20 protein-coding genes and 1 tRNA gene are annotated in these 21,979 nt (G+C 73.8%); 10 read left to right on the forward strand and 11 right to left on the reverse strand.

The window, feature by feature from the left end:
- The first annotated feature begins 1 nt into the window (after position 1).
- The 3 genes from ACGFYY_RS11310 to ACGFYY_RS11320 are packed head-to-tail and all read left to right on the forward strand — an operon-like array spanning position 2 to position 4,044.
- Entirely contained in the window at positions 2 to 1,567 is a 1,566-nt protein-coding gene (locus ACGFYY_RS11310) for a protein phosphatase 2C domain-containing protein (RefSeq protein WP_393708372.1), read from the forward strand.
- 60 nt (positions 1,568 to 1,627) lie between these two features.
- Positions 1,628 to 2,962 carry a VWA domain-containing protein gene (locus tag ACGFYY_RS11315; protein ID WP_393708374.1) on the forward strand — a complete coding sequence of 445 codons (1,335 nt, stop codon included), beginning with the start codon at positions 1,628 to 1,630 and terminating at the stop codon, positions 2,960 to 2,962.
- A 44-nt stretch (positions 2,963 to 3,006) separates the two neighbouring features.
- Complete coding sequence (locus tag ACGFYY_RS11320; RefSeq protein ID WP_393708376.1) at positions 3,007 to 4,044, forward strand: FHA domain-containing protein; 1,038 nt, start codon at positions 3,007 to 3,009, stop codon at positions 4,042 to 4,044.
- 13 nt (positions 4,045 to 4,057) lie between these two features.
- Here ACGFYY_RS11320 and ACGFYY_RS11325 read toward each other — a convergent pair whose 3' ends face one another.
- On the reverse strand, positions 4,058 to 5,047 hold the full coding sequence (locus ACGFYY_RS11325) for a methyltransferase domain-containing protein (protein WP_393708378.1): 990 nt from the start codon (positions 5,045 to 5,047) through the stop codon (positions 4,058 to 4,060).
- 160 nt (positions 5,048 to 5,207) lie between these two features.
- Between ACGFYY_RS11325 and ACGFYY_RS11330 the strand changes: the two genes are divergently transcribed.
- Entirely contained in the window at positions 5,208 to 5,612 is a 405-nt protein-coding gene (locus ACGFYY_RS11330; protein ID WP_150257476.1) for a globin, read from the forward strand.
- A 51-nt stretch (positions 5,613 to 5,663) separates the two neighbouring features.
- On the opposite strand, the gene ACGFYY_RS11335 is transcribed toward ACGFYY_RS11330, so the two are convergent.
- From ACGFYY_RS11335 to ettA, 3 genes are read right to left on the reverse strand one after another with little or no spacing between them, the layout of a single operon-like run.
- Positions 5,664 to 6,377, reverse strand: coding sequence for a hypothetical protein (locus tag ACGFYY_RS11335; protein ID WP_393708381.1), 714 nt, complete (start codon positions 6,375 to 6,377; stop codon positions 5,664 to 5,666).
- Complete coding sequence (locus ACGFYY_RS11340; RefSeq protein ID WP_365272013.1) at positions 6,374 to 6,823, reverse strand: thioesterase family protein; 450 nt, start codon at positions 6,821 to 6,823, stop codon at positions 6,374 to 6,376. The genes ACGFYY_RS11335 and ACGFYY_RS11340 overlap by 4 nt, the downstream gene beginning before the upstream one ends.
- 10 nt (positions 6,824 to 6,833) lie before the next feature.
- On the reverse strand, positions 6,834 to 8,498 hold the full coding sequence (gene ettA, locus ACGFYY_RS11345) for an energy-dependent translational throttle protein EttA (protein ID WP_393708383.1): 1,665 nt from the start codon (positions 8,496 to 8,498) through the stop codon (positions 6,834 to 6,836).
- A 237-nt stretch (positions 8,499 to 8,735) separates the two neighbouring features.
- Here ettA and ACGFYY_RS11350 point away from each other — a divergent pair, with 237 nt between their 5' ends.
- Complete coding sequence (locus tag ACGFYY_RS11350) at positions 8,736 to 8,963, forward strand: hypothetical protein (RefSeq protein WP_393708385.1); 228 nt, start codon at positions 8,736 to 8,738, stop codon at positions 8,961 to 8,963.
- 153 nt (positions 8,964 to 9,116) lie between these two features.
- On the opposite strand, the gene ACGFYY_RS11355 is transcribed toward ACGFYY_RS11350, so the two are convergent.
- The 5 genes from ACGFYY_RS11355 to ACGFYY_RS11375 all read right to left on the reverse strand — a co-directional run bounded on the left by ACGFYY_RS11355 (position 9,117) and on the right by ACGFYY_RS11375 (position 16,127).
- Entirely contained in the window at positions 9,117 to 10,592 is a 1,476-nt protein-coding gene (locus tag ACGFYY_RS11355; protein ID WP_393708387.1) for a bifunctional phosphatase PAP2/diacylglycerol kinase family protein, read from the reverse strand.
- 133 nt (positions 10,593 to 10,725) lie between these two features.
- Positions 10,726 to 11,877 carry a thioester domain-containing protein gene (locus ACGFYY_RS11360; protein WP_393708389.1) on the reverse strand — a complete coding sequence of 384 codons (1,152 nt, stop codon included), beginning with the start codon at positions 11,875 to 11,877 and terminating at the stop codon, positions 10,726 to 10,728.
- A gap of 239 nt (positions 11,878 to 12,116) precedes the next feature.
- Entirely contained in the window at positions 12,117 to 12,524 is a 408-nt protein-coding gene (locus tag ACGFYY_RS11365; protein WP_030715964.1) for a single-stranded DNA-binding protein, read from the reverse strand.
- Positions 12,525 to 12,646: 122 nt separating this feature from the next.
- Positions 12,647 to 14,506 (reverse strand): GTPase, encoded by a 1,860-nt coding sequence (locus ACGFYY_RS11370; RefSeq protein WP_393708392.1) that lies wholly within the window; start codon positions 14,504 to 14,506, stop codon positions 12,647 to 12,649.
- Positions 14,507 to 14,510: 4 nt separating this feature from the next.
- The gene (locus ACGFYY_RS11375; protein ID WP_393708394.1) at positions 14,511 to 16,127 is read right to left on the reverse strand and encodes a dynamin family protein; all 1,617 of its coding nucleotides are present in this window, start codon (positions 16,125 to 16,127) and stop codon (positions 14,511 to 14,513) included.
- Positions 16,128 to 16,459: 332 nt separating this feature from the next.
- Here ACGFYY_RS11375 and ACGFYY_RS11380 point away from each other — a divergent pair.
- From ACGFYY_RS11380 to ACGFYY_RS11390, 3 genes are all read left to right on the forward strand, one after another.
- A tRNA-Arg gene (locus ACGFYY_RS11380) sits at positions 16,460 to 16,532 on the forward strand.
- A gap of 290 nt (positions 16,533 to 16,822) precedes the next feature.
- Complete coding sequence (locus ACGFYY_RS11385) at positions 16,823 to 18,106, forward strand: phosphoribosyltransferase family protein (protein ID WP_393708396.1); 1,284 nt, start codon at positions 16,823 to 16,825, stop codon at positions 18,104 to 18,106.
- An 86-nt stretch (positions 18,107 to 18,192) separates the two neighbouring features.
- The gene (locus ACGFYY_RS11390) at positions 18,193 to 19,314 is read left to right on the forward strand and encodes a sulfite oxidase (RefSeq protein ID WP_393708398.1); all 1,122 of its coding nucleotides are present in this window, start codon (positions 18,193 to 18,195) and stop codon (positions 19,312 to 19,314) included.
- Between the two features lie 33 nt (positions 19,315 to 19,347).
- On the opposite strand, the gene ACGFYY_RS11395 is transcribed toward ACGFYY_RS11390, so the two are convergent.
- Positions 19,348 to 19,812, reverse strand: a complete 465-nt coding sequence (locus ACGFYY_RS11395; protein WP_365272041.1) for a phospholipase — start codon at positions 19,810 to 19,812, stop codon at positions 19,348 to 19,350.
- 191 nt (positions 19,813 to 20,003) lie between these two features.
- Here ACGFYY_RS11395 and ACGFYY_RS11400 point away from each other — a divergent pair, with 191 nt between their 5' ends.
- Complete coding sequence (locus ACGFYY_RS11400; protein WP_393708401.1) at positions 20,004 to 20,525, forward strand: hypothetical protein; 522 nt, start codon at positions 20,004 to 20,006, stop codon at positions 20,523 to 20,525.
- Between the two features lie 85 nt (positions 20,526 to 20,610).
- On the opposite strand, the gene ACGFYY_RS11405 is transcribed toward ACGFYY_RS11400, so the two are convergent.
- A complete protein-coding gene (locus ACGFYY_RS11405) occupies positions 20,611 to 21,381 on the reverse strand; it encodes an alpha/beta fold hydrolase (protein WP_393708403.1) in 771 nt (256 codons plus the stop codon).
- A gap of 125 nt (positions 21,382 to 21,506) precedes the next feature.
- Here ACGFYY_RS11405 and ACGFYY_RS11410 point away from each other — a divergent pair, with 125 nt between their 5' ends.
- Positions 21,507 to 21,941, forward strand: coding sequence for a GNAT family N-acetyltransferase (locus ACGFYY_RS11410; RefSeq protein WP_393708405.1), 435 nt, complete (start codon positions 21,507 to 21,509; stop codon positions 21,939 to 21,941).
- The last annotated feature ends 38 nt before the right edge of the window (positions 21,942 to 21,979 follow it).

Below are 21,979 nucleotides of genomic sequence, written 5' to 3' on the forward strand. Positions count from 1 at the left end.
GATGTCGATGCATCGGCTGTCGGGCTGCCCCAGCTGCGCGGAACCCTTGGAGGAGGGTGACCGTTTCTGCGGTGTCTGCGGCTACGCCGTGAGCGCTTCGCCCCCGGCGGCCGTGGACCATCCGACCATCCCCATCCCACCGGCGCCACCGTCACCGTCGGCCGCCGCGGGCGGGGGCGCGGGGGCGGGCGCGGGCGGTTACGGGAGCCCGGCCCCCGGCACCTCGCACGCTGCCGCCGTCGAGCCCGCGCCCGGCTGGGGCAGTGTGGCCGCGGCCGCGCCCACACTGGTCGGCGACCCTGCCGACTGGGCCACCACCCCGGCGGAACCGGAGCCTGAACCGGAGCCGCGGCAGAGCCCGACCGGAGCCACCTACGCGGCCTCCGGCCACGGGAACCCGTACGGCGACGGCACCCCGCCGGAAGGCACCCCGTGGGGCGCGGCGGAGCACCCCTACGGCGCCACGACCGACGCCCCGCGGGCCCGGTACGACCTCCCGGGCGGCGGCACCACGCCCGACGGGAGCGGGCACCCCGCGGGCGAGAACCCGTACGGCGCCGAGTCCGCCCAGGAACCGGCGTACGGCGCCCCGCAGCCCCCGGCCCCGGTCCAAGCCCCGGCCCAGGCCCCGGACGGCGGGAAGACCTGCGTCGCCTGCCGCGCCGGGCACGTGGACACCGACGGGTACTGCGAGCACTGCGGGCACGCGCAGCCCCGCGAGCGCGACCACATCGAGGAGGAGCTCGGGAGCGTCGCCGCCGTCACCGACCGGGGGCTGCGCCACCACCGCAACGAGGACTCGTTCGCCGTGGCGGCCACCGCCCTGCCCGACGGCTCCGCCGCCACCGTGGCCATCGTCTGCGACGGTGTCTCCTCCGCCAGCCGCCCCGACGAGGCCTCGGCCGCGGCCGCCGGCGCCGCCAACGAGGCGCTGCTCGAAGCGCTGCCCCGCGGCGCCCACCCCCAGGAGGCCATGCACGAGGCGATCCTGGCCGCCGCCGACGCGGTGAACGCCCTGGCCCCGGAGACCCCGGGCGCGCAGAACGCCCCCGCCTGCACCCTGGTCGGCGCCGTCGTCAGCGGCGGCCTGCTGACCATCGGCTGGGTGGGCGACAGCCGTGCCTACTGGATCCCCGACGACCGTGCCGCCCTGCCGCGCCGGCTCACCGAGGACGACTCCTGGGCCGCCCAGATGGTCGCCGCCGGTCTGATGGGCGAGGCCGAGGCCTACGCGGACGTCCGCGCGCACGCCATCACCGGCTGGCTGGGGGCCGACGCGTACGACCTCGAACCGCACACCGCGACCTTCAAGCCCGACCACCCCGGGGTGGTGGTGGTCTGCACCGACGGACTGTGGAACTACGCGGAATCCGCGCGGGAGATGGCCCAGGTGGTACCCACCGACGCCGCGACCCGCCCGCTGCACAGCGCCCAGGTACTGGTGGGCTACGCCCTCGACGGCGGCGGCCACGACAACGTCACCGTGGCGATCGTGCCGTTCGCCACGCCACCCGAGCAGGAACCGGGACCGGATGCGGAGCCAGGCCCGGCGGCAGGACCGGAATAGGAAGTGGAAGCGCGCCCGCAGGTCTGACCCGCCTGCCCGAGCCCTCTAGGAGTCCAACCGATGGCGAATTTCGCCAAGCCGAGTGCCCCACGGTTCAGCGTGGAGGTGTACCAGAACGAGTTTCTCCCCGAGGGCGGACGGGACGTCCACGCCATCGTCACGGTCACCGCCACCGGCGGTGCCACCGCCACGCGCGCACCGGTCGCCGACGGCACGGCGGCCGTGGTGCTCATGGTCGACTGCTCGGGGTCCATGGAGTACCCGCCGGAGAAGATGCGCGGCGCCCGTGAGGCCACGGCGGCCGCCGTCGACACCCTGCGCGACGGCACCGCCTTCGCGGTGATCGCCGGTACGCACGTGGCCAAGGAGGTCTACCCGGGCCAGGGCCGCCTCGCGGTCGCGGACGCGGCCACCCGCGCCCAGGCCAAGGAGGCCCTGCGCGGGCTGAGCTCCGGCGGCGGTACCGCCATCGGCACCTGGCTGCGCCTCGCCGACGGCCTGCTGCGCGGCTCCACCGCCGCCATCCGGCACGGCGTGCTGCTCACCGACGGCCGCAACGAGCACGAGGAGCCGGCCGTGCTCCGCGCCACTCTCGACGCCTGCGCGGGCCGCTTCACCTGCGACGCCCGCGGGGTGGGCACGGACTGGGACGTCAAGGAGGTCACCGGGATCGCGCACGCGCTGCTCGGCTCCGCCGACATCGTGGCCGACCCGGCCCACCTCGCCGAGGACTTCACGCGCATGATGGAGAACGTCATGGGCAAGGAGGTCGCGGACGTCGCTATGCGCCTGTGGACCCCGGTCGGCGTGGAGATCCAGTACGTCAAGCAGGTGGCTCCCATCCTCCAGGACCTGACCGACCGGCGCACCGAGGCGGGCCCGCTCGCCGGTGACTATCCGACCGGGTCGTGGGGCGACGAGTCCCGCGAGTACCACGTGTGCGTCCGCGTGCCCACGGCCACCGTGGGCCAGGAGATGCTGGCCGCCCGCGCCACGCTCGTCCTGCCGGCCACGGCGGGCGGGCCGGAGGAGAAACCGACCGTACTGGCCCAGGGCCTGGTGCGCGCGGTGTGGACGAACGATCTCGCGGCGTCCACCGCCATCAACGCGCAGGTCGCCCACTACACCGGACAGGCGGAGCTGGCGGAGGCTATCCAGCAGGGCCTGGAAGCCCGCAAAATGGGCGATGTCGGTGGTGCCACGGCCAAGCTGGGGCGTGCGGTACAACTGGCGAGTTCCTCCGGAAACGCCGACACAGCACGACTCCTGGCGAAGGTGGTGGATGTGGTGGACGCGGTGGCGGGTACTGTGCGGCTGAAAGCGAAGGTCGCCGATGCCGACGAGATGACTCTCGATACGCGTTCGACGCAGACCGTCCGAGTGAAGAAGACCTGAGACCTGACGTGATGACGCAGGGAGAAGAAGGGGGAAGCGCCGCCATGCCGACCTGCCCGAACGGGCACCAGTCCGCGTCCGACGACTGGTGCGAGGTCTGCGGCCATCGCATGGCTGCCTCGGAGGGCCCGCCTCCGGTGCCGTCCTACGGCTACGGCTTCCCCCCGACCGCCGGTGAACCGACCGCCCAGGCCGAGCTCTGCCCGCAGTGCCGGACCCCGCGCGAAGCCATGGCGCCGTTCTGCGAGGAATGCCGCTACAACTACCTCACCCGTAGCTCGACTTCGTACGCGCCGCCGGTTCCGGACCAGGGCCCCCAGGCGACGGGGGTCGGCGTCGGTGGTGGCGGCGGTGCCGGAGGTCGCGGTACGCCTCCGCCGCCCGTGCCCGCTCCCGGGACCTACTCCCAGGACCACTTCGAGTACCAGGGTTCGCGGCCGTCCCGGGTCAACCGGCCGGCCGAGCCGCTCCAGCGCGAGGACGACTGGCTGCTGCCGCCGCCCGCGCACGAGCCGCTGGAGTACCAGCAGGCTCCGCAGCCCCAGTACCAGCAGCAGCCCCCGCCGCCACAGCAGCGGGAGTACCAGCAGGAGTACCAGCAGCAGGGACCGCCGCCCCAGCAGCAGTACCAGCAGCAGCCTCCGCCGCAGCACCAGCCCTTCCCGCCGCAGGGCGGGGGCGCCTGGAACGCGACGATCGGCCCCGACCGCTCGTACTTCATGGCGATGATGCAGCGCAGCGGCCCCGAGGCCGCCGGGCTGAACCTGCCCGCCTACTCTCCGGAGCAGCACCTTCCGCTGTCCGGCGGACAGATCACCATCGGCCGCCGGCGCGCCTCCACGGGCGAGTCCCCCGACATCGACCTGTCGGTGCCCCCGGAGGACCCGGGCGTCTCCCACCAGCACGCGGTGCTCGTCCAGCAGCCCGACCTCAGCTGGGCGGTGGTGGACCAGAACTCCACCAACGGCACCACCATCAACGGCGGCGAGGAGCCGATCCAGCCCTACGTCCCGGTCCCTCTCGCCGACGGCGATCGGGTCCACGTGGGCGCCTGGACGACGATCACGATCCGCCGCGGCTGATCCGGTCCTCGGTTCACCCCTCCCCCAGGGGCCACACGTACGGCCCCTGGGGATCGTCGAGCCACGACCACTGGCCGTCCGCGCTCACCGAGACGCCGAAGCGTTCCCGGGCCGGGCGGCCTTCGCGGCGCCACAGGTCGAGGGCCTCGCGGGGGTGCAGCACGCCCGCGGTCAGGACGAGCATGAACTGGAAGCGCTCGTTCTCCACCAGCTCGTACGGAAGCCCGTACCCCGTTCCGGCCAGGTCGGGCGGCGGGGCGGCCGTGGCCCCACGCAGCGGGACGAAGTACGCCGAGGTGTGCAGGAAGTTGCCCTCGGCGAAACCCGCGTCCCGGACGGTCAGCGCGATCAACCCCGTCGACAGCGGCGCCAGGATCCGCGCCCCCGGCCGGCACTGGCCGAGCCAGGTGTGCGGGATCAGCGGCAGCGTGCAGGTCACCATGATCCGGTCGAACGGGGCCCGGGCGGGGCAGCCGCGCGCCCCGTCCCCGGTGACCACCACCGGCCGGTACCCGAGCTCGGCCAGGTGGGCCCGCGCGGACTCGGTGATCTCCTCGTCGAGGTCCACGGTGGTGACGTGCTCCTCGCCGAGCCGGTGGCACAGCAGGGCCGCGTTGTAGCCGGTACCCGCGCCGATCTCCAGGACGTCGTCGCCGTCGCGCACGTCCAAAGCGGCCAGCATCTTCGCCATCAGGGAGGGCTGGCTGCTGGAGGAGACCTGCCGGCCGTCACGCATCCGCGTCGCCAGCGGGGTGTCCACATAGACCCCGCGCAGCCAACGGGCCCGTCGTTCGGGGTCGGGATCCTGCGCCCAGAGCCGCTCGTGACCGGCGCCGCGGCCGGTCCAGAAGTACGGGACGAACACGTGCCGGGGCACGGCGGCGAAGGCCGCCCGCCAGCGCGGATCCTCCAGCACACCGGCGGCGGTCAGCTCCCGCACCTGGGCGGCGTGCGCGGTCTCCCGCAGATCCCGTGTCTCGGTGTGCGCGGTGTGTGCGGCCATGCCTCCACTGTCCTGCTCCGGGCCGCCGCGTGCGAACGCGAGGGGCTCGGCGGGCTCAGGGGGGCCAGGGGTGCCAAGGGGTGCCAGGGAGGCCGGCGGGCCTCGGGGGGACGGTCCTAGGACCTCGGTCCTGGATCCGGGCGTCTGAGACGATGGTCAGGTGAATGAGATCCCGCGGGGCACGCTTGACGAGCAGACCTTCTACGAGCAGGTGGGCGGCGAGGACACCTTCCGCCGCCTCGTCCGGCGCTTCTACGAGGGGGTCGCGGAGGACCCGCTGCTGCGCCCGATGTACCCGGAGGAGGACCTGGGGCCCGCCGAGGAGCGGTTCGCGCTGTTCCTGATGCAGTACTGGGGCGGTCCGACCACCTACAGCCAACACCGCGGCCACCCGCGCCTGCGGATGCGGCACGCGCCGTTCCAGGTGGACGCGGCCGCCCACGACGCGTGGTTGCGGCACATGCGGGTCGCGCTGGACGAGCTGGGTCTGGCACCGGAGCACGAGGCGCAGCTGTGGAAGTACCTGACGTACGCCGCCGCCTCGATGATCAACACGGCGGGCTGACGGACGTCCCGGGGGAGGGACCGGTCGGACGGGTCGGACCGCTCGGACCGGTCAGACCGGCCGGACCTGGAGGGCGCCCAGGCCGCCGGTGACACCGGGGCGGCGCATGGCGACGGATCCGTACGGGGTCCGCAGCCGCAGCCAGGTGCCGGCAACGAGCAGCGCCACGGGGGCGGGGGCGTCCGGCAGGGGTGCGGAGGCGGGCACGGCGGCCCGTACCGGCCTCAGGAAGCCCAGGGACTGCGCGGCGTGCACGGCGCGCAGCGGGAGTTCGGTGTCGCCCAGGGTGCGGGACCAGATCTCGCGGCCGATCCGGTCGCGCTCGGACCGGGTCCGGTGCTGCGCGGGCAGGGCCTCGTCCCGGGCCCGGAACTCGGCGACGGCGGCGGCCACGGCCGCTCCCATCGCCTCGGGGCCGGGCAGCCCCGGAACCTGCCGCCAGCCGCCGCGGGGCGGCAGCACACCGGCCCAGGGCGGTCCGGTGACCGGCCCGGGCACGGTGGCCGCGGCCGAGGTCTCGTCCACGGCCTCCAGCAGCTCTCCGGCGGACACCGTGAGGTCCAGCGGCATCGCGACGGGTGCGGCGAGCCGCACCGTACGGATGGCGAGGATGTCGAAGGACGGCGGCCGTCCGAAGACGGCGAGCGCGCCGCCACCGGCCTGCAGGCGTACGGCGGCGGCGCGGTCGTAGTGCACCAGCCGACCCAGGAAGGCGGCGAGGTCCGCCGCCTCCCCGGAATCGGCGAAGCGCAGCTGGTCGTTCATGCCGCGATGGCCTCGGTCCGCGGCTCGTCGAGGTACTCCTCCAGGAAGTGCCTCTCCTCGGCCGTGATGCGGCGGGGCCGCCCCGCGGCGAGGTTGTAGGGCACGACCACGGTCTCGGCGCGCACGTAGACCGTCTCGGGCGCGTCCTCGGTCGCCTCGTCCTTGACCTCGTAGCGGATGGTCAGGGACGCGGCGCCTATCCGGGTCACCCAGGACTCGATGAGGACCGGCTCGTGACGGTGCACGAGGGGCAGCTTGTAGTCGATCTCGTGACGGGCCACGACGGACCCGCCCGTGAAGGACTCGCTGCCCTCCCCCGGGGCCAGACGGAACATGAAGTCGATCCGCGCCTCCTCCAGATAACGGAGGAAGACGACGTTGTTGACGTGCCCGAAGGCATCCATGTCCGCCCAGCGCAGGGGGCACCGGTAGTGGTGTCTGGCCATGACGGCGACCTCAGCCTCGCGTGAGCTTCTTGTAGGTGGCACGGTGCGGACGAGCCGCGTCCGGACCGAGACGCTCGATCTTGTTCTTCTCGTACGACTCGAAGTTGCCCTCGAACCAGTACCACTTGGACTCGCCCTCGTACGCCAGGATGTGCGTGGCGACCCGGTCGAGGAACCAGCGGTCGTGGGAGATGACCACGGCCGCACCGGGGAACTCCAGCAGCGCGTTCTCGAGCGAGGACAGGGTTTCGACGTCGAGGTCGTTGGTGGGCTCGTCGAGGAGCAGGAGGTTGCCGCCCTCCTTGAGCGTCAGCGCCAGGTTGAGGCGGTTGCGCTCACCACCGGACAGGACGCCGGCCGGCTTCTGCTGGTCCGGACCCTTGAAGCCGAAGGCGCTGACGTACGCGCGGGACGGCATCTCGACCTGGCCCACGTTGATGTAGTCCAGCTCGTCCGACACGACCGCCCAGAGGGTCTTCTTGGGGTCGATGTTGGCGCGGGACTGGTCGACGTAGCTGATCTTGACGGTCTCGCCGACCTTGATGGCGCCGGAGTCCGGCGTCTCCAGGCCCTGGATCATCTTGAAGAGCGTGGTCTTGCCGGCGCCGTTCGGGCCGATGATGCCGACGATGCCGTTGCGGGGCAGGGTGAAGGACAGGTCGTCGATGAGGACCTTGTCACCGAACGCCTTGGAGAGGTTGTTGACCTCGACCACGATCGAGCCCAGACGCGGGCCCGGCGGGATCTGGATCTCCTCGAAGTCCAGCTTCCGCATCTTGTCCGCCTCGGCGGCCATCTCCTCGTAGCGGGCGAGGCGGGCCTTGGACTTGGTCTGGCGGCCCTTGGCGTTGGAGCGGACCCACTCCAGCTCTTCCTTGAGGCGCTTCTGGCGCTTCTCGTCCTTGCGGCCCTCGACCTTGAGGCGGGTGGCCTTCTTCTCCAGGTAGGTGGAGTAGTTGCCCTCGTAGGGGTGCGCGCGGCCGCGGTCGAGCTCGAGGATCCACTCGGCGACGTTGTTCAGGAAGTAGCGGTCGTGGGTGACGGCCACGACGGCGCCCTTGTACTGCGAGAGGTGCTGCTCCAGCCAGTTCACCGACTCGGCGTCGAGGTGGTTGGTGGGCTCGTCGAGGAGGAGCAGGTCCGGGGCCTCGATGAGCAGCTTGCAGAGCGCCACGCGGCGCTTCTCGCCACCGGAGAGGGTGGTGACCGGCCAGTCGCCGGGCGGGCAGCCCAGGGCGTCCATGGCCTGCTCCAGCTGGGCGTCCAGGTCCCACGCGTCGGCGTGGTCCAGGTCCTCCTGGAGCTTGCCCATCTCGTCCATGAGGGCGTCGGTGTACTCGACGCCCATGAGCTCGGCGACCTCGTTGAAGCGCTTGAGCTTCTGCATGACGTCGGCGGCGCCGTCCTGGACGTTCTCCAGGACCGTCTTCGACTCGTCGAGCTTGGGCTCCTGCATGAGGATGCCGACGGTGAAGCCGGGCGACAGGAACGCGTCACCGTTGGACGGCTGCTCCAGGCCCGCCATGATCTTCAGAACGGTGGACTTACCGGCGCCGTTGGGGCCGACCACACCGATCTTCGCGCCGGGCAGGAAGTTCAAGGAGACGTCATCAAGAATCACCTTGTCGCCGTGCGCCTTGCGCGTCTTGCGCATGGTGTAGATGAACTCAGCCAAGAGAAACCGTCCGGCAGATCGATGGTGGGCAGATACACCCCATCTTGCCAGGCGTCCATACCTCGGGGGAAACGCGTAGGGGCCGGCCCCCTGAGCCGGGGCGCGGCGTGGGGACGGCCCGGGGCCGGTCCGGGGACGGTCCGGGGACGGTCCGGGGCGGGACTGCATCCTTCGGCCTACCGCGTTTTCGACCCTACGGACGATGATCTTGCGGCACGGCCGCGAGAGGGTTGATCCGTGCGGACAACCATCGGATACACCGTCGAAAGCATCGGCTACGTCATAGGAGCCCAGGGGCTCGTCAGCTTCGCCTCGCAGACCTTCTTCGGCATGGAGTGGGGCTGGCTCCACAAGATCGTCGACCTTCCGTCCGCCGCCTACCTCGGCATCGTCGCCGTGGGGCTGGCGCTCGTCGCCACCGGGGTGCGGACGCGCAAGGCTCCGAACCGCCCGAAGGCCGCCTGACCGGCGGTCTCCGCCGGCGTGCTCCCGGCCGCCGGCGTGCTCGCGGCAGCCGTGGTGCTCGCGGCCGCTTTCGAGCGCCGGCCCGACGGCTCCCGCCGTCCACCAGGCGCTGGGCCGGGAGGACGGCGGGGAACGCGCGGCGGGGCGGGCCGGTCAGCGGGGGCGGTAGACCGTCAGGGCGTGGGGCAGTCCGTCGAGGACGAGGGCGGAAGGTGCCTCGGCGTGCTCGCCGTCGTAGGCGAGCGGGGTACCCGCCGGGATGTCCGCGATGCGCAGGCTGCGCAGTCGGGTGGCGACGTGGACGGGGGACCGACTCAACGGGCCGGTGAAGGCCGCCGCCAGCAGCCGGGGGCCGGGGCGGCCGCCGCCGTGGACGAGCCGGAGGTCCAGCAGGCCCTCGCCGAGGTTGTCCCGGCGGCGGGGGGTGGGGCCGGTGCCGTGGTAGGTGCCGTTGCCCGCGAAGAGCAGCCACACGCTCCGGGGGCGTCCGGCCAGCCGTAGCCGGACGGGCCGCTGGGCGCGCAGCACCCGCCAGGCCGCCAGGAGCGCGGCCGGGCCGCCGCCGATGCGCGGGGCCCAGCGCAGCCGGTGGCCCAGCAGCTCCGGATAGGCACCGATGCTGAAGTTGTTCAGGAAGTAACCGCTCTCGCCGTCGGGCCCCGGGGAGAAGCGGCCCACGCCGACGCGGACGGCGTGCCCGTCGACCAGGGCCTGGCAGGTGGCCTCGGTTCCGGGGAGGCCGAGGTCCGTGGCGAAGTGGTTGAGGGTGCCGCCGGGGAACACGGCCAGCGGCACCCCGGCGCGCAGTGCGGCGGTGGCGGCCGCGTTGATCGTGCCGTCGCCGCCGCAGACGCCGAGCACGGTGGCCCGCGAGGCCGCCTTGGCGAGCGCGGCCGGCAGCTCCGGGCCCTCGCACTCGATCACCTCGGCCGCGGGCAGGCGGGTGCGCAGTACGTCGAGACCCGCGGCCGCTGCCGTCCCGGATCCGGTGTTCACCACCACGGTGAGACCGGCCCCGTCGGGCAGCGCGGGGGCCCCGGCGGCGGTCCGCTCGTCGCCCGGTACGACCCGGGCCTCCCGCGCGTCCCGGGCGAGGCGGCGTACGACGAACCCGGCGGCCACTCCCAGCGACGCGCCCACGAGCACGTCGGAGGGGTAGTGCACCCCGGTGTAGACCCGGGAGAACGCCACGGACGCGGCGACCGGGGCCAGGACGGCCCCCCAGCCCGGGGACGCCAGCGCCACACCGGTGGCGAAGGCGAAGGCCGAGGCGGAGTGCCCGGACGGGAAGGAGGTGGTCTGCGGCTGCGTGGTCAGCTGCCGGGTCAGGGGGACGCCTTCCAGCAGCGGCCGCGGCCGGCGTACGGACCACTTGCCGACGGTGTTGATGGTCGCGGAGGCCAGCGCCAGCGAGGCGACCCCGCGCACGGCGGCCTTGCGGGCACCGGCCGACCCGAAGATCGCGATGGCCGCGGCGGCCCCGCCCCACAGCACTCCGTGGTTCGCGGCCCGCCCGAGCCGGGGCAGCACCCGGTCGGCGCCGGGCCAGTGCCGCCGGGCCACCGCGTCGAACAGCCGACGATCCCACCACCCGAGAGCGCCGGACCAGGTCAGTTCTTGATCAGCCATCTTGTGCCCTTACCCCGGTCGGCGGATCCGAATCGGCGGGCGCGGCCACCCGGCCCAGCGGACCCGTCCCCCCGAGCCGCCCGAGCCGTACGGACGTGCGGACGTGCGGACGTCCGCCGGCGGCGGGCCCCTCCTACGGGGTGTCCTCCTCGTCCAACGGGCGCTTGCGGAGCAGCAGCACGACCAGGCCGCCCAGGACCACCAGGCCCACCGCCAGGGAGGCGATCACCGGGGTGGCCGCCGAGCTGCCGCTGGTCGCCAGCCGCTCCTCGTCCGGGGAGGTCGTCGTGAGGGCCGCGGACTGGGAGCCCAGCGCTTCGGCCGCCGAACCGGAACCGGATCCCGTGGCATCACCCGTGGCGTCGCCCACCCCCGTCGCCGGGGGCTGCGGCCAGACCGCCGTGGCCCTGGCGACGGCCGCGGACGCGCTGGAACCGGCCACGATCTGGGCGTGGGCCGGCAGCTCGCCCGTGAAGACCCGCCCGACCGGCACCCTGGTCGCGCCCTGGACGGTGACCGAGGCGCTCCCGTCGGGGGTGCCCGCGGGCACCTCGAAGTACAGCCGGCTCCCGTTGACCGCGGTGGTCATCGGCTGCCCGTCGGCGTCCACCACCCGCACCCCCATCGCGACGGCCGCCGCGTCCGGGATGACCGACACGCTCGGCGCCCCGGTCCGCACCGTCACCGGGCCGAGCCTGGTGCCCACCGCCCCCGACACGTCGCCCGGGTCCAGCCCGAGCGAGGCCGGCGGCTCCGGCAGCTGCCCCGCGGCCCGCTGCAGATAGTCGGCCAGCTTCTCGGCCGCCGGATCCGCCGCCTCGACCTGCGCCCCTTCCGCCAGCCGCCAGATCGCCACCTGGGTGCCGGCGGCCGCGCTCTGAGCGGTCAGGGCCCCGGCGCCGGCCGCCTTGGCGAGCCCGGCCAGATCGTTGTGCTGCGGGTAGGAGTGCTCCAGGACCCAGCGGATCCGGCCCGCCTCCCGGTTCCCGGCGAGCGGGCTGCCGCTCCAGCCGCTCTCGGTGTACCGGGCCTGCGGCTGGGCGTTGCCCGTCACGCCGACCCCATAGGTCTGGAGCATGCCGCCGCCGTCGACCCGCATCTCGTAGAGCCCGGCCGGGATCTGCCGGACCGAGCCGTCCCCGGACCGCAGGACCGCCTGCCCGAACGTCTTCAGCCCGTCCAGCACGGCGCTCGCACCCTCCGGTGACCTGGGCGCCACCGGGCCGGAGTCGGCGACCGCCCGCGCCGCCGGTGCGGTGGCGAGGGCCGCGGCCAGCAGGGCCACCGTGAGCGGGCGGCGCGCGGAGCCCCGTACCGCGGCGGGAGGTTCGAGAGGAACCGCGCCAGGAGCAGGAACGGGAGCGAGTGCGGGTGCGGGTGCAGGAGCAGGAGCAGGAGCGAGCGCGGACGCAGGAGTGGAATCAGGAGCGGAGGATGCGGGAACGGCAATCGACACAGTCTTCCCCTTCGGGCCAAAGACCCAGGTGCCCGTGAGTACCGGGGAATCCTATCCGCCTCGAACACTCAGACCACCGCCGCCTCCTGATTGGCCATCAGTGGTGTCTCGGTCCGCACCACGCGCCGGAAGGCCGCGGTCCCGCGGTTCAGGTCGTGCCCGATGGCCGTCGCGTCGATCTCCGCGGAGAACCATCGGTTCCCCTCGCCGTCGGGCGGATCCTCACGCACCCGTAGCCGCCCGTGCACCACCAGCGGCTCGCCCACCGATACCGAACCGGCGAGGTTCACGGCGAGCGTGCGCCGCGCCCACACCGTGTAGAAGCTGGTGGGTCCGTCCGTCCAGACGTCCTTGCGCCGGTCGAAGTACCGTGGCGTCACCGCGAAGCGGAACCGAGCCGCCGGACCGCTCACCGTCTCCTTGTAGTCGATCTGCGTCGCCACATGGCCCACCAGCGTCACCTGGGTGTCGTACATCCCGGTCGTCCTCCCCCGTGGTTCCGGTCCGAACGGATCCGCGCGGACCAGCCGTACGGACCATCCGTACGAGGTACGAACCATGGTGGGGCAGGGCGCCGATCCCCGCTCCGGCCTGTGGACTACTGCCGGGTTGTGGACAACTTGCTCCCCCCTGCGGCCACCGTGGCGTACTGCTCCCGCACCTCCCGGTAACGCAGCAGTTCCGCCGCCACCGGTTCCAGCACCCGGGCCCGCCCGCACCCGGCCGCCGCCTCCCGGAGTTTGCGTTCCGCGTCCTGCCCGTAGCGCCGCGCCGGCCCCCGGGCCGCGATCGAGCAGGACCACTCCACGAGCGGCCCGCCGATGATGCCCGCGACCATCAGCAGCACCGGCGGCAGCAGCCTCGGTTCCAGGACCCCGACGATCTGCCCGACCAACCACAGCCCGCCGAAGATCTGCAGCAGGGTCATGGCCGCCTGGGTCAGCACCGCCGCCGGCCACCACTTGGGCCGCGGCGGCTTGACGCTCGGCACCGCGACCGCCGCCCCGAGGGTCACCGCGATCTCGTCCAGCGCCTCCGGGAGCCGGTCGGCGCCGCGCACCGCCGTCTCGCGGACCGCCTGCGCCCACGGGTCGGGCAGCCCGGACACCGCCTCGTCGGCGACGACCCGTACGGCCTGCTCCACCCGCTGACGCGCGGTCACCTCCTCCTCGACCGGGGCCTGGGCGACCGCCGGGCCGCGCCCGCCGATCGTCGCGAGGGCGGCCAGGCCCGCCAGGGTGCGCGGCGCGCGGCGGCCCTCGTACCACCGCCACAGCCGCAGCCACGGCGTCCCGCACGCCTTCCCGGCGTTGCGCCGCCACGCGCGCTCGGCGGCGAGCCCGGCCGCGTACGCCCCGACCGCCTCGGCGAGCCGGTCCTCGAACTCGGCGCGCGCCGCCTCCCCGATCTCCGGCCCCGGATGCCCGTCGGCCACGTACAGCGGGCGCAGGCGCGTGGCCGCGCGGTCGACGTCGGCGGAGATCCGCCGGGTGGCCGCGCCCTTCTCCTGGGTGAACTGTCCGAGCAGCTCGCGCAGTTCCCCGACGCCCTCCCCGGTCAGGGCGGACAGCCCGAGGACGGTGGCACCCGGCTCGCCGTGCTCGCCGAGGGCGATGCCGTCGTCGTCGAGGAGCCGGCGGAGGTCGTCCAGTACGAGGTCGGCGGCCTCCCCGGGCAGCCGGTCCACCTGGTTCAGGACGACGAAGGTCACCTCCGCGTGCCCGGCCAGGGGCCGCAGGTACCGCTCGTGCAGCACGGCGTCCGCGTACTTCTCCGGATCCACCACCCACACCACGGCGTCGACCAGCGCCAGTACGCGGTCCACGTGGTCGCGGTGCGCGCCGACCGCCGAGTCCAGGTCGGGCAGGTCGACGAGGACCATCCCGCGCAGCGCCTCGGCCTCCGAGGTCTCGCGGGGCCGGCGCCGCAGCCGCCCCGGGATCTCCAGCCGGTCCAGCAGTCCGGCGGCTCCGTCGGACCAGCTGCACGCGATGGGCGCGGCGGTGGTCGGGCGGCGCAGCCCCATCTCGGAGATCTGCACACCGGCGAGTGAATTGAAGAGAGTGGACTTGCCGCTTCCGGTGGCTCCGGCGATCGCGACGACCGTGTGCTGGGGTGACAGCCCGCGGCGCGCGGCGGCCTCGTCCAGTACCCGGCCGGCCTCGGCGAGGGTCTTGCCGTCGAGCCGGGTCCGGGACAGCCCGACCAGCTGGCGCAGTGCGTCGAGGCGCAGGCGCAAGGCCTGCCCCTCCGGGCTGAGCGGGGGCGTGGTCGACTTGCCACCGTCGCTGCCGGCGCCGGAGACGGCCCGGACGAGGGCGTCGTCGCCCTCCTCGCCCTCGTGCCCCTCCTCCTCGTCCCCTTCGTCGTCCCGGTTCCCGTCGACGACCCGGGGGCGGGAGCGCGCGATGAGTCCGTCGTCCCAGCGGTCGTCGGTGCGGTCGGTCAGGGCGGTCACCGCGTCACCTCTCCTTCTGCAGTACGGACAGCGCGGCAATCAGCTCGGCCTGTGGTTCCGGGGTCACTTCGAGCGCCTCCAGCGGGGCGAGCCGGCGGTCGCGTTCGGCACGCAGCACCTGGTCCAGGTGGTCGCCGACCAGCTCCCCGCCCCGGTCGCGCAGCCGCAGGGCGGCCTGCGCGCCGATCCGTTCGGCCAGCCTCTCCCCCGCGGGCCGGGCCCGTTTGCCGCCGAGGAGGGCGGCGCCGAGCAGGGCGGCGACGCCGTCGGAGTCGGGGGCGGGCTGCCTGTCGCTCTTGGCCACTTCCTCCTCGACGAGTTCCTCCAGGACCCGCCGCCAGCGGCGTACGGCCATGCCGATGCGCTCCCCCGCCTCCCGGTCGGGCGCGGGCAGCGAGACCGCGCCGGCGGCCGGCTCCCGCCGCCAGGCGTCGGCGATGCGCTCGTCGGCGGCGGCGACGGCGCACTGGAGGAGCGCGCCGAGGGATTCGGCGAGCGAGTCCAGCAGTTCGTCGGCGCTCGTGTCGAGCGGGTACCCGCGCCACCGGGTCAGCGCGTCCCCGGCCAGTACGGCGCCGTGGTCGAGGCGACCCCGGACCCGCTTGCCCTCCCGCTTGTACGCGTCCTCGACGGCCGAGGTCAGCCGTACGGCGGCGGCGTGCTGGGCGGCGACGGCGGAGGCCAGCTCCGGCATCCGGCGCGCGAGGGAGTCCAGCGCGCCGAGTGCGGTGCGTCCGACGGCGTACTGCCGGGCGGCGGGGTCCTGCACGTGGTGGGCGAGCCAGGCGAACAGCGGGGCGACGGCGCTGGCCGGCAGCAGCCCGCCCCCACCGGCGGACTCGGGCAGCTCCGGGACGGTGAACCGCGGTACGTCGCCCAGTCCGGCCTTGGTGAGCAGGGCCCCGTACTGTCGCGAGACCTCGGCGAGCACCTGGTGCGGGACCCGGTCGAGGACGGTGATGAGGGTGGCCTTGTACTGCTTGGCGGTGCGCAGCAGGTGCCAGGGGACGGCGTCGGCGTACCGCGAGGCGGTGGTGACCATCACCCAGACGTCGGCCGCGCAGATGAGCTGGGCGGCGAGGGTCCGGTTCTCGACCACGAGCGAGTCGATGTCGGGCGCGTCGAGGATGGCCAGGCCGCGCGGGAGGCTGGAAACGGTCTCGATCCGCATTTCGCGGGTCGCGTGGGTACGGGCAGGCCGGCGGTCGCGGGCCCTGGAGATGGCGGTCGGGGGCGTCTCCTCCTCGTCGTGCGGCACCCAGACCCGCATCAGGTCGGGCAGCACGCGCATGCCGGCGAACCAGTGGTGGTCGTCCGGATGGCAGACGAGCACCGGGGTGCGTGTGGTCGGGCGCAGGACCCCCGCTTCGCTGACCTGTCGGCCGACGAGGGAGTTGACGAGGGTGGACTTACCGGCCCCGGTGGACCCGCCCACGACGGCGAGCATCGGCGCCTCGGGCGCCTTCAGTCGGGGTACGAGGTAGTCGTCGAGCTGCGCGAGCAGCTCGGCTCTGGTCTGGCGGGCGCGCGGAGCGCCGGGCAGGGGCAGCGGCAGACGCACGGACGCGACCCGGTCGCGCAGGGCGGACAGGGCATCGAGCAGCTGAGGCCGAACATCCAAGGTCACCACATGCGAAGAATGCCCAATTTGGGACCATTTTTGAAGCTTATACGTCCTCTGCGCGCCGACCGCGATTCCAGTGGGACATTCTGGGCACGGCGGACGAGTGGGGCGCAGGCATAACGAGTGCACAACACCAGGGGCGACGCGGCGCAAAAGCGATGCGAGAATCGCACCTGCCTGCGATTATCGGGACCGCTTCACCGAACCTCCACATCGTGGCCCGCGAGTGAAGCAACCGGGACAAGGCAACCGGAGCCCTATCCTTGACCCGGCACGGACCTCAGCCCCACCCCCACCGGAGGCTCCAGGCCCACCAAGGCCACTTTCCGGCCCCCGTAGCTCAGTGGATAGAGCAGGTGCCTTCTAAGCACTTGGCCGCAGGTTCGAGTCCTGCCGGGGGCACTCTTTCCGCACCACCCGAAGCCCTCCCTCCGCGGAGGGCTTTCGCGCAGGTGAAGCAGCTCGAAAAGCATCTTGTGGTGACGCGGTGAGCGCGTGGGCGACAAGGGCGATCAGCGAACTGCACGTCGAATTCCGACCAGTTCGCCGCGGGGGCTCCGGATCGGAACGCGTCGGCCGGGGTCCGCCGCACGCAGCGCGCGCCGACCGACTTGCGGGACGGCCGGGGATGCGGTTGCGTCGAAGGAGATGCGTACGTGGTTTCCGTCTCCCCTGGTTGGGGGTGAGCCATCGTGCTCTTCACCCATCGCGCGGACGCCGGTGAGCGGCTCGCCGAAGCGCTCCGGCACCTGAAGGGGGAGGATCCCGTCGTGCTGGGCCTGCCCCGCGGCGGAGTCCCGGTCGCCTATCGGGTGGCCCGCGCGCTCGGCGCTCCGCTCGACGTCGTCGTGGTGCGCAAGCTCGGCGTCCCGCACCACCGTGAGCTGGGTTTCGGCGCCATCGGCGAGGGCGGCGTCCACGTCATCAGCGAGGACATCGTCCGCGGCAGCCGGCTGGGCCCGCAGGACATCGCGTCGGTGGAGCACGCCGAGGCGGCGGAGCTCGCGCGACAGGCCGCGAAGTTCCGGGGAGACCGGCCGCGGGTGCCGCTGGACGGCCGGACCGTGATCCTCGTGGACGACGGGATCGCGACCGGGGCCACGGCCGCCGCCGCGTGCGAGGTCGTACGGGCACAGGGCGCGGCGCGGGTGGTGCTGGCGGTGCCGGTGGCCCCGCCGGATGCCGTCGCGCGGCTGGCCTCGGCCGCCGACGAGGTGGTGTGCCTGGCCACGCCGCACGCCTTCCGCGCCGTCGGCGAGTGGTACCAGGACTTCTCCCAGACCCCTGACGAGGAGGTCGTCTTCCTGCTGGCGAGGGCGGCGGCCGACCCCGCCGGTCGCCCGCCCGTCCGGACCACCGAGGTGGAGGTGGACGCCGGCGGCCTCCTGCTGGCCGGGGATCTCGCCCTGCCTGAGGGTGCCGGGGCGGTCGTGGTGTTCGCGCACGGCTCCGGCAGCAGCCGCCACAGCCCGCGCAACCGGTCGGTGGCCGCGGACCTCAACCGGGCGGGCCTCGCCACCCTGCTCCTCGACCTGCTCACGCCCGACGAGGAGGCCGACCGGGCCAACGTCTTCGACATCGAGACCCTGGCCCGGCGGCTCGCCGAGGCCACCGCCTGGCTGCGTCGGCGCGAGTCCCTCCCGACGGGCTGGTTCGGGGCGAGCACCGGGGCGGCGGCCGCGCTGTGGGCGGCCGGGGAGACGGGCGCCGACATCGGCGCCGTGGTCTCCCGCGGCGGCCGGCCGGACCTGGCCGGTGAACGGCTCACCGCCGTACGGGCCCCCACGCTGCTGATCGTCGGCGGCCGCGACTCGACGGTGCTCGACCTCAATCGCCGGGCCCAGCGCGAGCTGCGCTGCGAGAACCGGCTGGAGATCGTCCCGGGGGCCGGCCACCTCTTCGAGGAGCCCGGAGCCCTCGACGAGGTGGCCCGCCTGGCCGGTGACTGGTTCACCCGGCACCTGGTGCCGCGGTAGACCGGAGACCGGAGACCGGAGGCCGCACGAGGGGGTGGTCGCGGCAGCGGTGGCGCGGCAGCGGCGGCACGCGCGACCATGAGGGGATGGAGCAGCCGTCGGTGCGGGATGTCAGCACCCCGGGCCGCATCGCGTCGCCCGGCGAGGGCATCGGCCCGGAGGAGTTGGCGCTCGCGGCCCGCAACCACGGGCTTCCGCTGGAGGCCCTGCGCTACGAGGTCACTCCGCCCGGGCTGCACTACGTACTGGTCCACTACGACATACCCGCCACCGACCCGGTCGGATGGTCCCTCACCGTCGACGGCCGGGTGCGGACCCCCTTGAGCCTGGACCTCGCCGCCCTGCGCGCGTTCCCCGAGGTCACCCACCGCGTCACGATGGAGTGCGCGGGCAACGGCCGGGCCCGCCTGACACCCCGACCGGTCAGCCAGCCGTGGCTGGTCGAGGCGGTGGGCACCGCCGACTGGACGGGCGTACCGCTGCGGCTGGTGCTCGCCGAGGCCGGGATCCAGGAGGACGCTGTCGAGGCCGTCTTCACCGGCGCCGACCACGGGGTCGAGCGCGGCGTCGAGCAGGACTACCGGCGCAGCCTGCCGGTGGCCGCCGCCACCGGGGACGATCCCGAGGTGCTCATCGCCTACGCCATGAACAGCCTGCCCCTGCCGCCGCAGCACGGATGTCCACTGCGGCTGGTCGTCCCCGGCTGGTACGGGATGGCGCACGTCAAATGGCTGCGTGAGATCACCCTCGTGGACGCGCCGTTCACCGGGTTCCAGCAGGCCGTGGCCTACCGCTACCGGTCGGCCGCCGCCGATCCGGACGATCCCGGCGAGCCGGTCACCCGGATCGCGCCGCGCGCCCTGATGGTCCCGCCGGGATTCCCCGACTTCATGTCCCGCACCCGCGTCGTGCGGCCCGGCCCGGTGCCGCTGGAGGGGCGGGCCTGGTCCGGCCGCGGGGCCGTCGACCGGGTGGAGGTGAGCGCCGACGACGGCCGCACCTGGACCCGGGCCGAGGTCGCGCCGCCGGGACCGCACCGGTGGGCGTGGCAGGCCTGGTCCTGTGTCTGGACGGCGACGCCGGGCCTCCACACGCTCACCGTCCGCGCCACGGACGCCGAGGGCGGTACGCAGCCCCTCGAACCGCCGTGGAACCGGGGCGGATTCGGCAACAACCTGGTCCAGCGGGTCCCCGTGCTGTGCTGCTGAGCGCTCCCCACCGACCGTGCGTCGCGCGGGGGTTCAGGAGATGCCGAAAACCCTGACCGCCTGGTAGTAGGTCCACGCGGTGCCCTCGCAGGAGCCCCTGCGGGAGCCCGAGTACTGTGCGCAGACCCGCTTCAGGTCCGCGTGGAACGCCAGGTCCAGCCGGGACTTGGCGGCCGGGAACAGCCCGGCGGCACGGTGGTTGCGGTAGCCGAAGTCGTGGCGCGCGCACGCGTCCGCGAAGGGGAAGCCGAGGGGGTTGTCGGGGGACGAGGTGCACTGGTCCGTCGACCAGTCGAAGGCGTACGCGGCCCAGGCCGCCCGGTGCTCGCGCGCCTCGGCCCATGCCTGGTAGCTGGCGGCGCTGGTCTGCGTCCAGCGACTCAGCACCTGCGGCTTGTCGGCCGGGACCTGCGGTGCGGCCCAGGCCGTCGGGGCGAGGGCGAGCACCGCGGTGGCGGCGGCGGTGGCGAGAGCGGGGACGAGGCGGCGACGGCGCATGGAGTTCCTCGGTGCCGGGGCGGACGGATCACCTCCGTGAACTCCCCCGGTCGCTCGTCGGTTACTGCGGGCGCGACGCGACCGGACCGGACACCCTCCCAGGTATGAGTCCGTATGGGACCTGCGGCGCAGTCCCGGTTCGTCCTGAGGAGGGACGCGCGGTGGGGGCCCGACCGCCGAGACTGGACAGCATGAACCGCCGCCCTCTCGTCGTCGCCGCAGCCACCGTGGGAGTCATCGCCACCGCCGCCTTCGCGCTGCCCAACCTGCCGCCCAATCCCGTGACCGACACCATCGACAGCAAGGTGTACAAGGAGGCGGGCAAGCGCTTCGCGAGCGCCGCCGACGCCCCCACACGCGAGAGGGCGCCGTTCGCCCTGCCGTCCTGGATACCCAAGGACGCCACGGACGTCCGTATACGGATACGCACGAGCGGCGAGGCCCGGATGATCCGATTCACCCTCGGCGCGACCCCGCTGGACGCCCCCCGGTGCGACACGGGCACGCCGAAGCCGATCGGCAGTCCCGGCCTGCACGCCAGGTGGTGGCCGGGCAGCCTGCGGGAAGGCGTGCGGGCCGAGTGCCGAGGTGCCCTCCAGTACCAGGTCGCGGTGCGCGGCAAGCAGGTCTACGCCTGGACGGACGGCACCCCGTCCCCGAACTCCGTGGGGCCCCAGGACGGCGCCGCCTCCACGCCCCGGACCCAGGGCTGACCACCCCGCGCGCCCGCTCGGTGCGCCCTGACCGGCCCTGACCGGCCCTGACCGGCCTGACCGGCCCTGACCGGCCCCCGGTCGCTCAGTCGCGGGCCAGCGCCGCCGCGGTGGCCCGGGCGAAGCCCTCCGGGTTGTCGAGCATGATGTTGTGCCCGCAATCGGGGACGGACACCACGGCCACGCCCGAGGCTTCGAGGGCATCGGCGCCCGGGAGCGGGCCGTCCGCCTCGGGCAGCAGGTAGGTACGCGGGATCTTCGACTCCAGCAGCAGCTCACGCATGGTGGGCGTGGTGCCGGCGGCCAGGTGGACGGCCGTGCGGTACAGGGCTGTTCGGCCGGCCAGCCGCATCGTGGACCACCAGTGCGCGCCGACCCGGTCGCGCACCTCGGCCCAGCCCCCGGCCAGGAACTCCTCTTCGGTGTAGGAGGCGATCCCGCTGCTGCCCGGCATGACGGGAACGGTCCGCTGCGGATCCAGGTTGGCGTCGACGAGCACCAGCCGGGACACCAGGTGGGGGTGCCGGTCCGCGAGCACGATGGCCACGGCCCCGCCCATGCTGTGGGCGATGAGCTCGGCGCCCTCCACATCGGCCTCGGAGAGGGCGGCCGCGAGCGCGTCGGCATGCGCTTCGAGGGTGTAGTCGAACTCCTCGGGCCGGTCACTGTGCCCGTGGCCCAGCAGATCGACCAGCAGCGAACGCCGCCCCGCCAGCAGCGGATGCGTGGCGCTCGCCGCGAAGTAGGCGGGCGAGGTGGACCCGAGCCCGTGCACGTACACCCGGGCCGGCTCCTCCCCCGCCAGCTCGACCCAGCGGATCCGGTCGCCCCCGGGCGTGACCACGGCGTTCCTCACGATGCTCCCCCTCAAGTCCTCGACAGCCGGACCAGGTTAAGCGCTGCTCGGGCGCGGGTGCCTGCCGTGGGTCGTGGGTCGTGGGTCGCCACGCCGTGCCGCCATGTCGTCCGACCATCCGTCATGTGCGCACTATCGTGGCCGCCATGGACATCCGCCGGGCCCTCACCCCCGCCGAGCTCGCAGCCGCCGAGTCCCTCTTCGACGGGCCCGCCCGCGAGGAGTGGTCCGAGCGCTTCCTCGCCGCCCCGGGGCACCTGATGCTCATCGCCTACGTCGACGGCGTGCCCGCCGGGATGGTCTCCGGCATCGAGATGAGCCACCCCGACAAGGGCACCGAGATGTGCCTGTACGAGCTGTCCGTGGACGAGGGTTACCGCCGCCGCGGCATCGGCCGCGACCTGACCCTGGCCCTCGCCGAGGAGGCCAAGGCGCGTGGCTGCTACGGCATGTGGGTGGGGGTCGACACCGACAACGAAGCCGCTCTGGCCACCTACGATGCCGCCGGCGCCCGCGACGAGGGGGTCTTCTCGATGCGCGGCTGGCCCCTCTCCCCGTAGCTCCGGGTCACCGCGCCCGCGCCTCACCCCGCGCACCG

Source organism: Streptomyces sp. NPDC048331 (assembly GCF_043201215.1).
Lineage (GTDB): Bacteria > Actinomycetota > Actinomycetes > Streptomycetales > Streptomycetaceae > Streptomyces.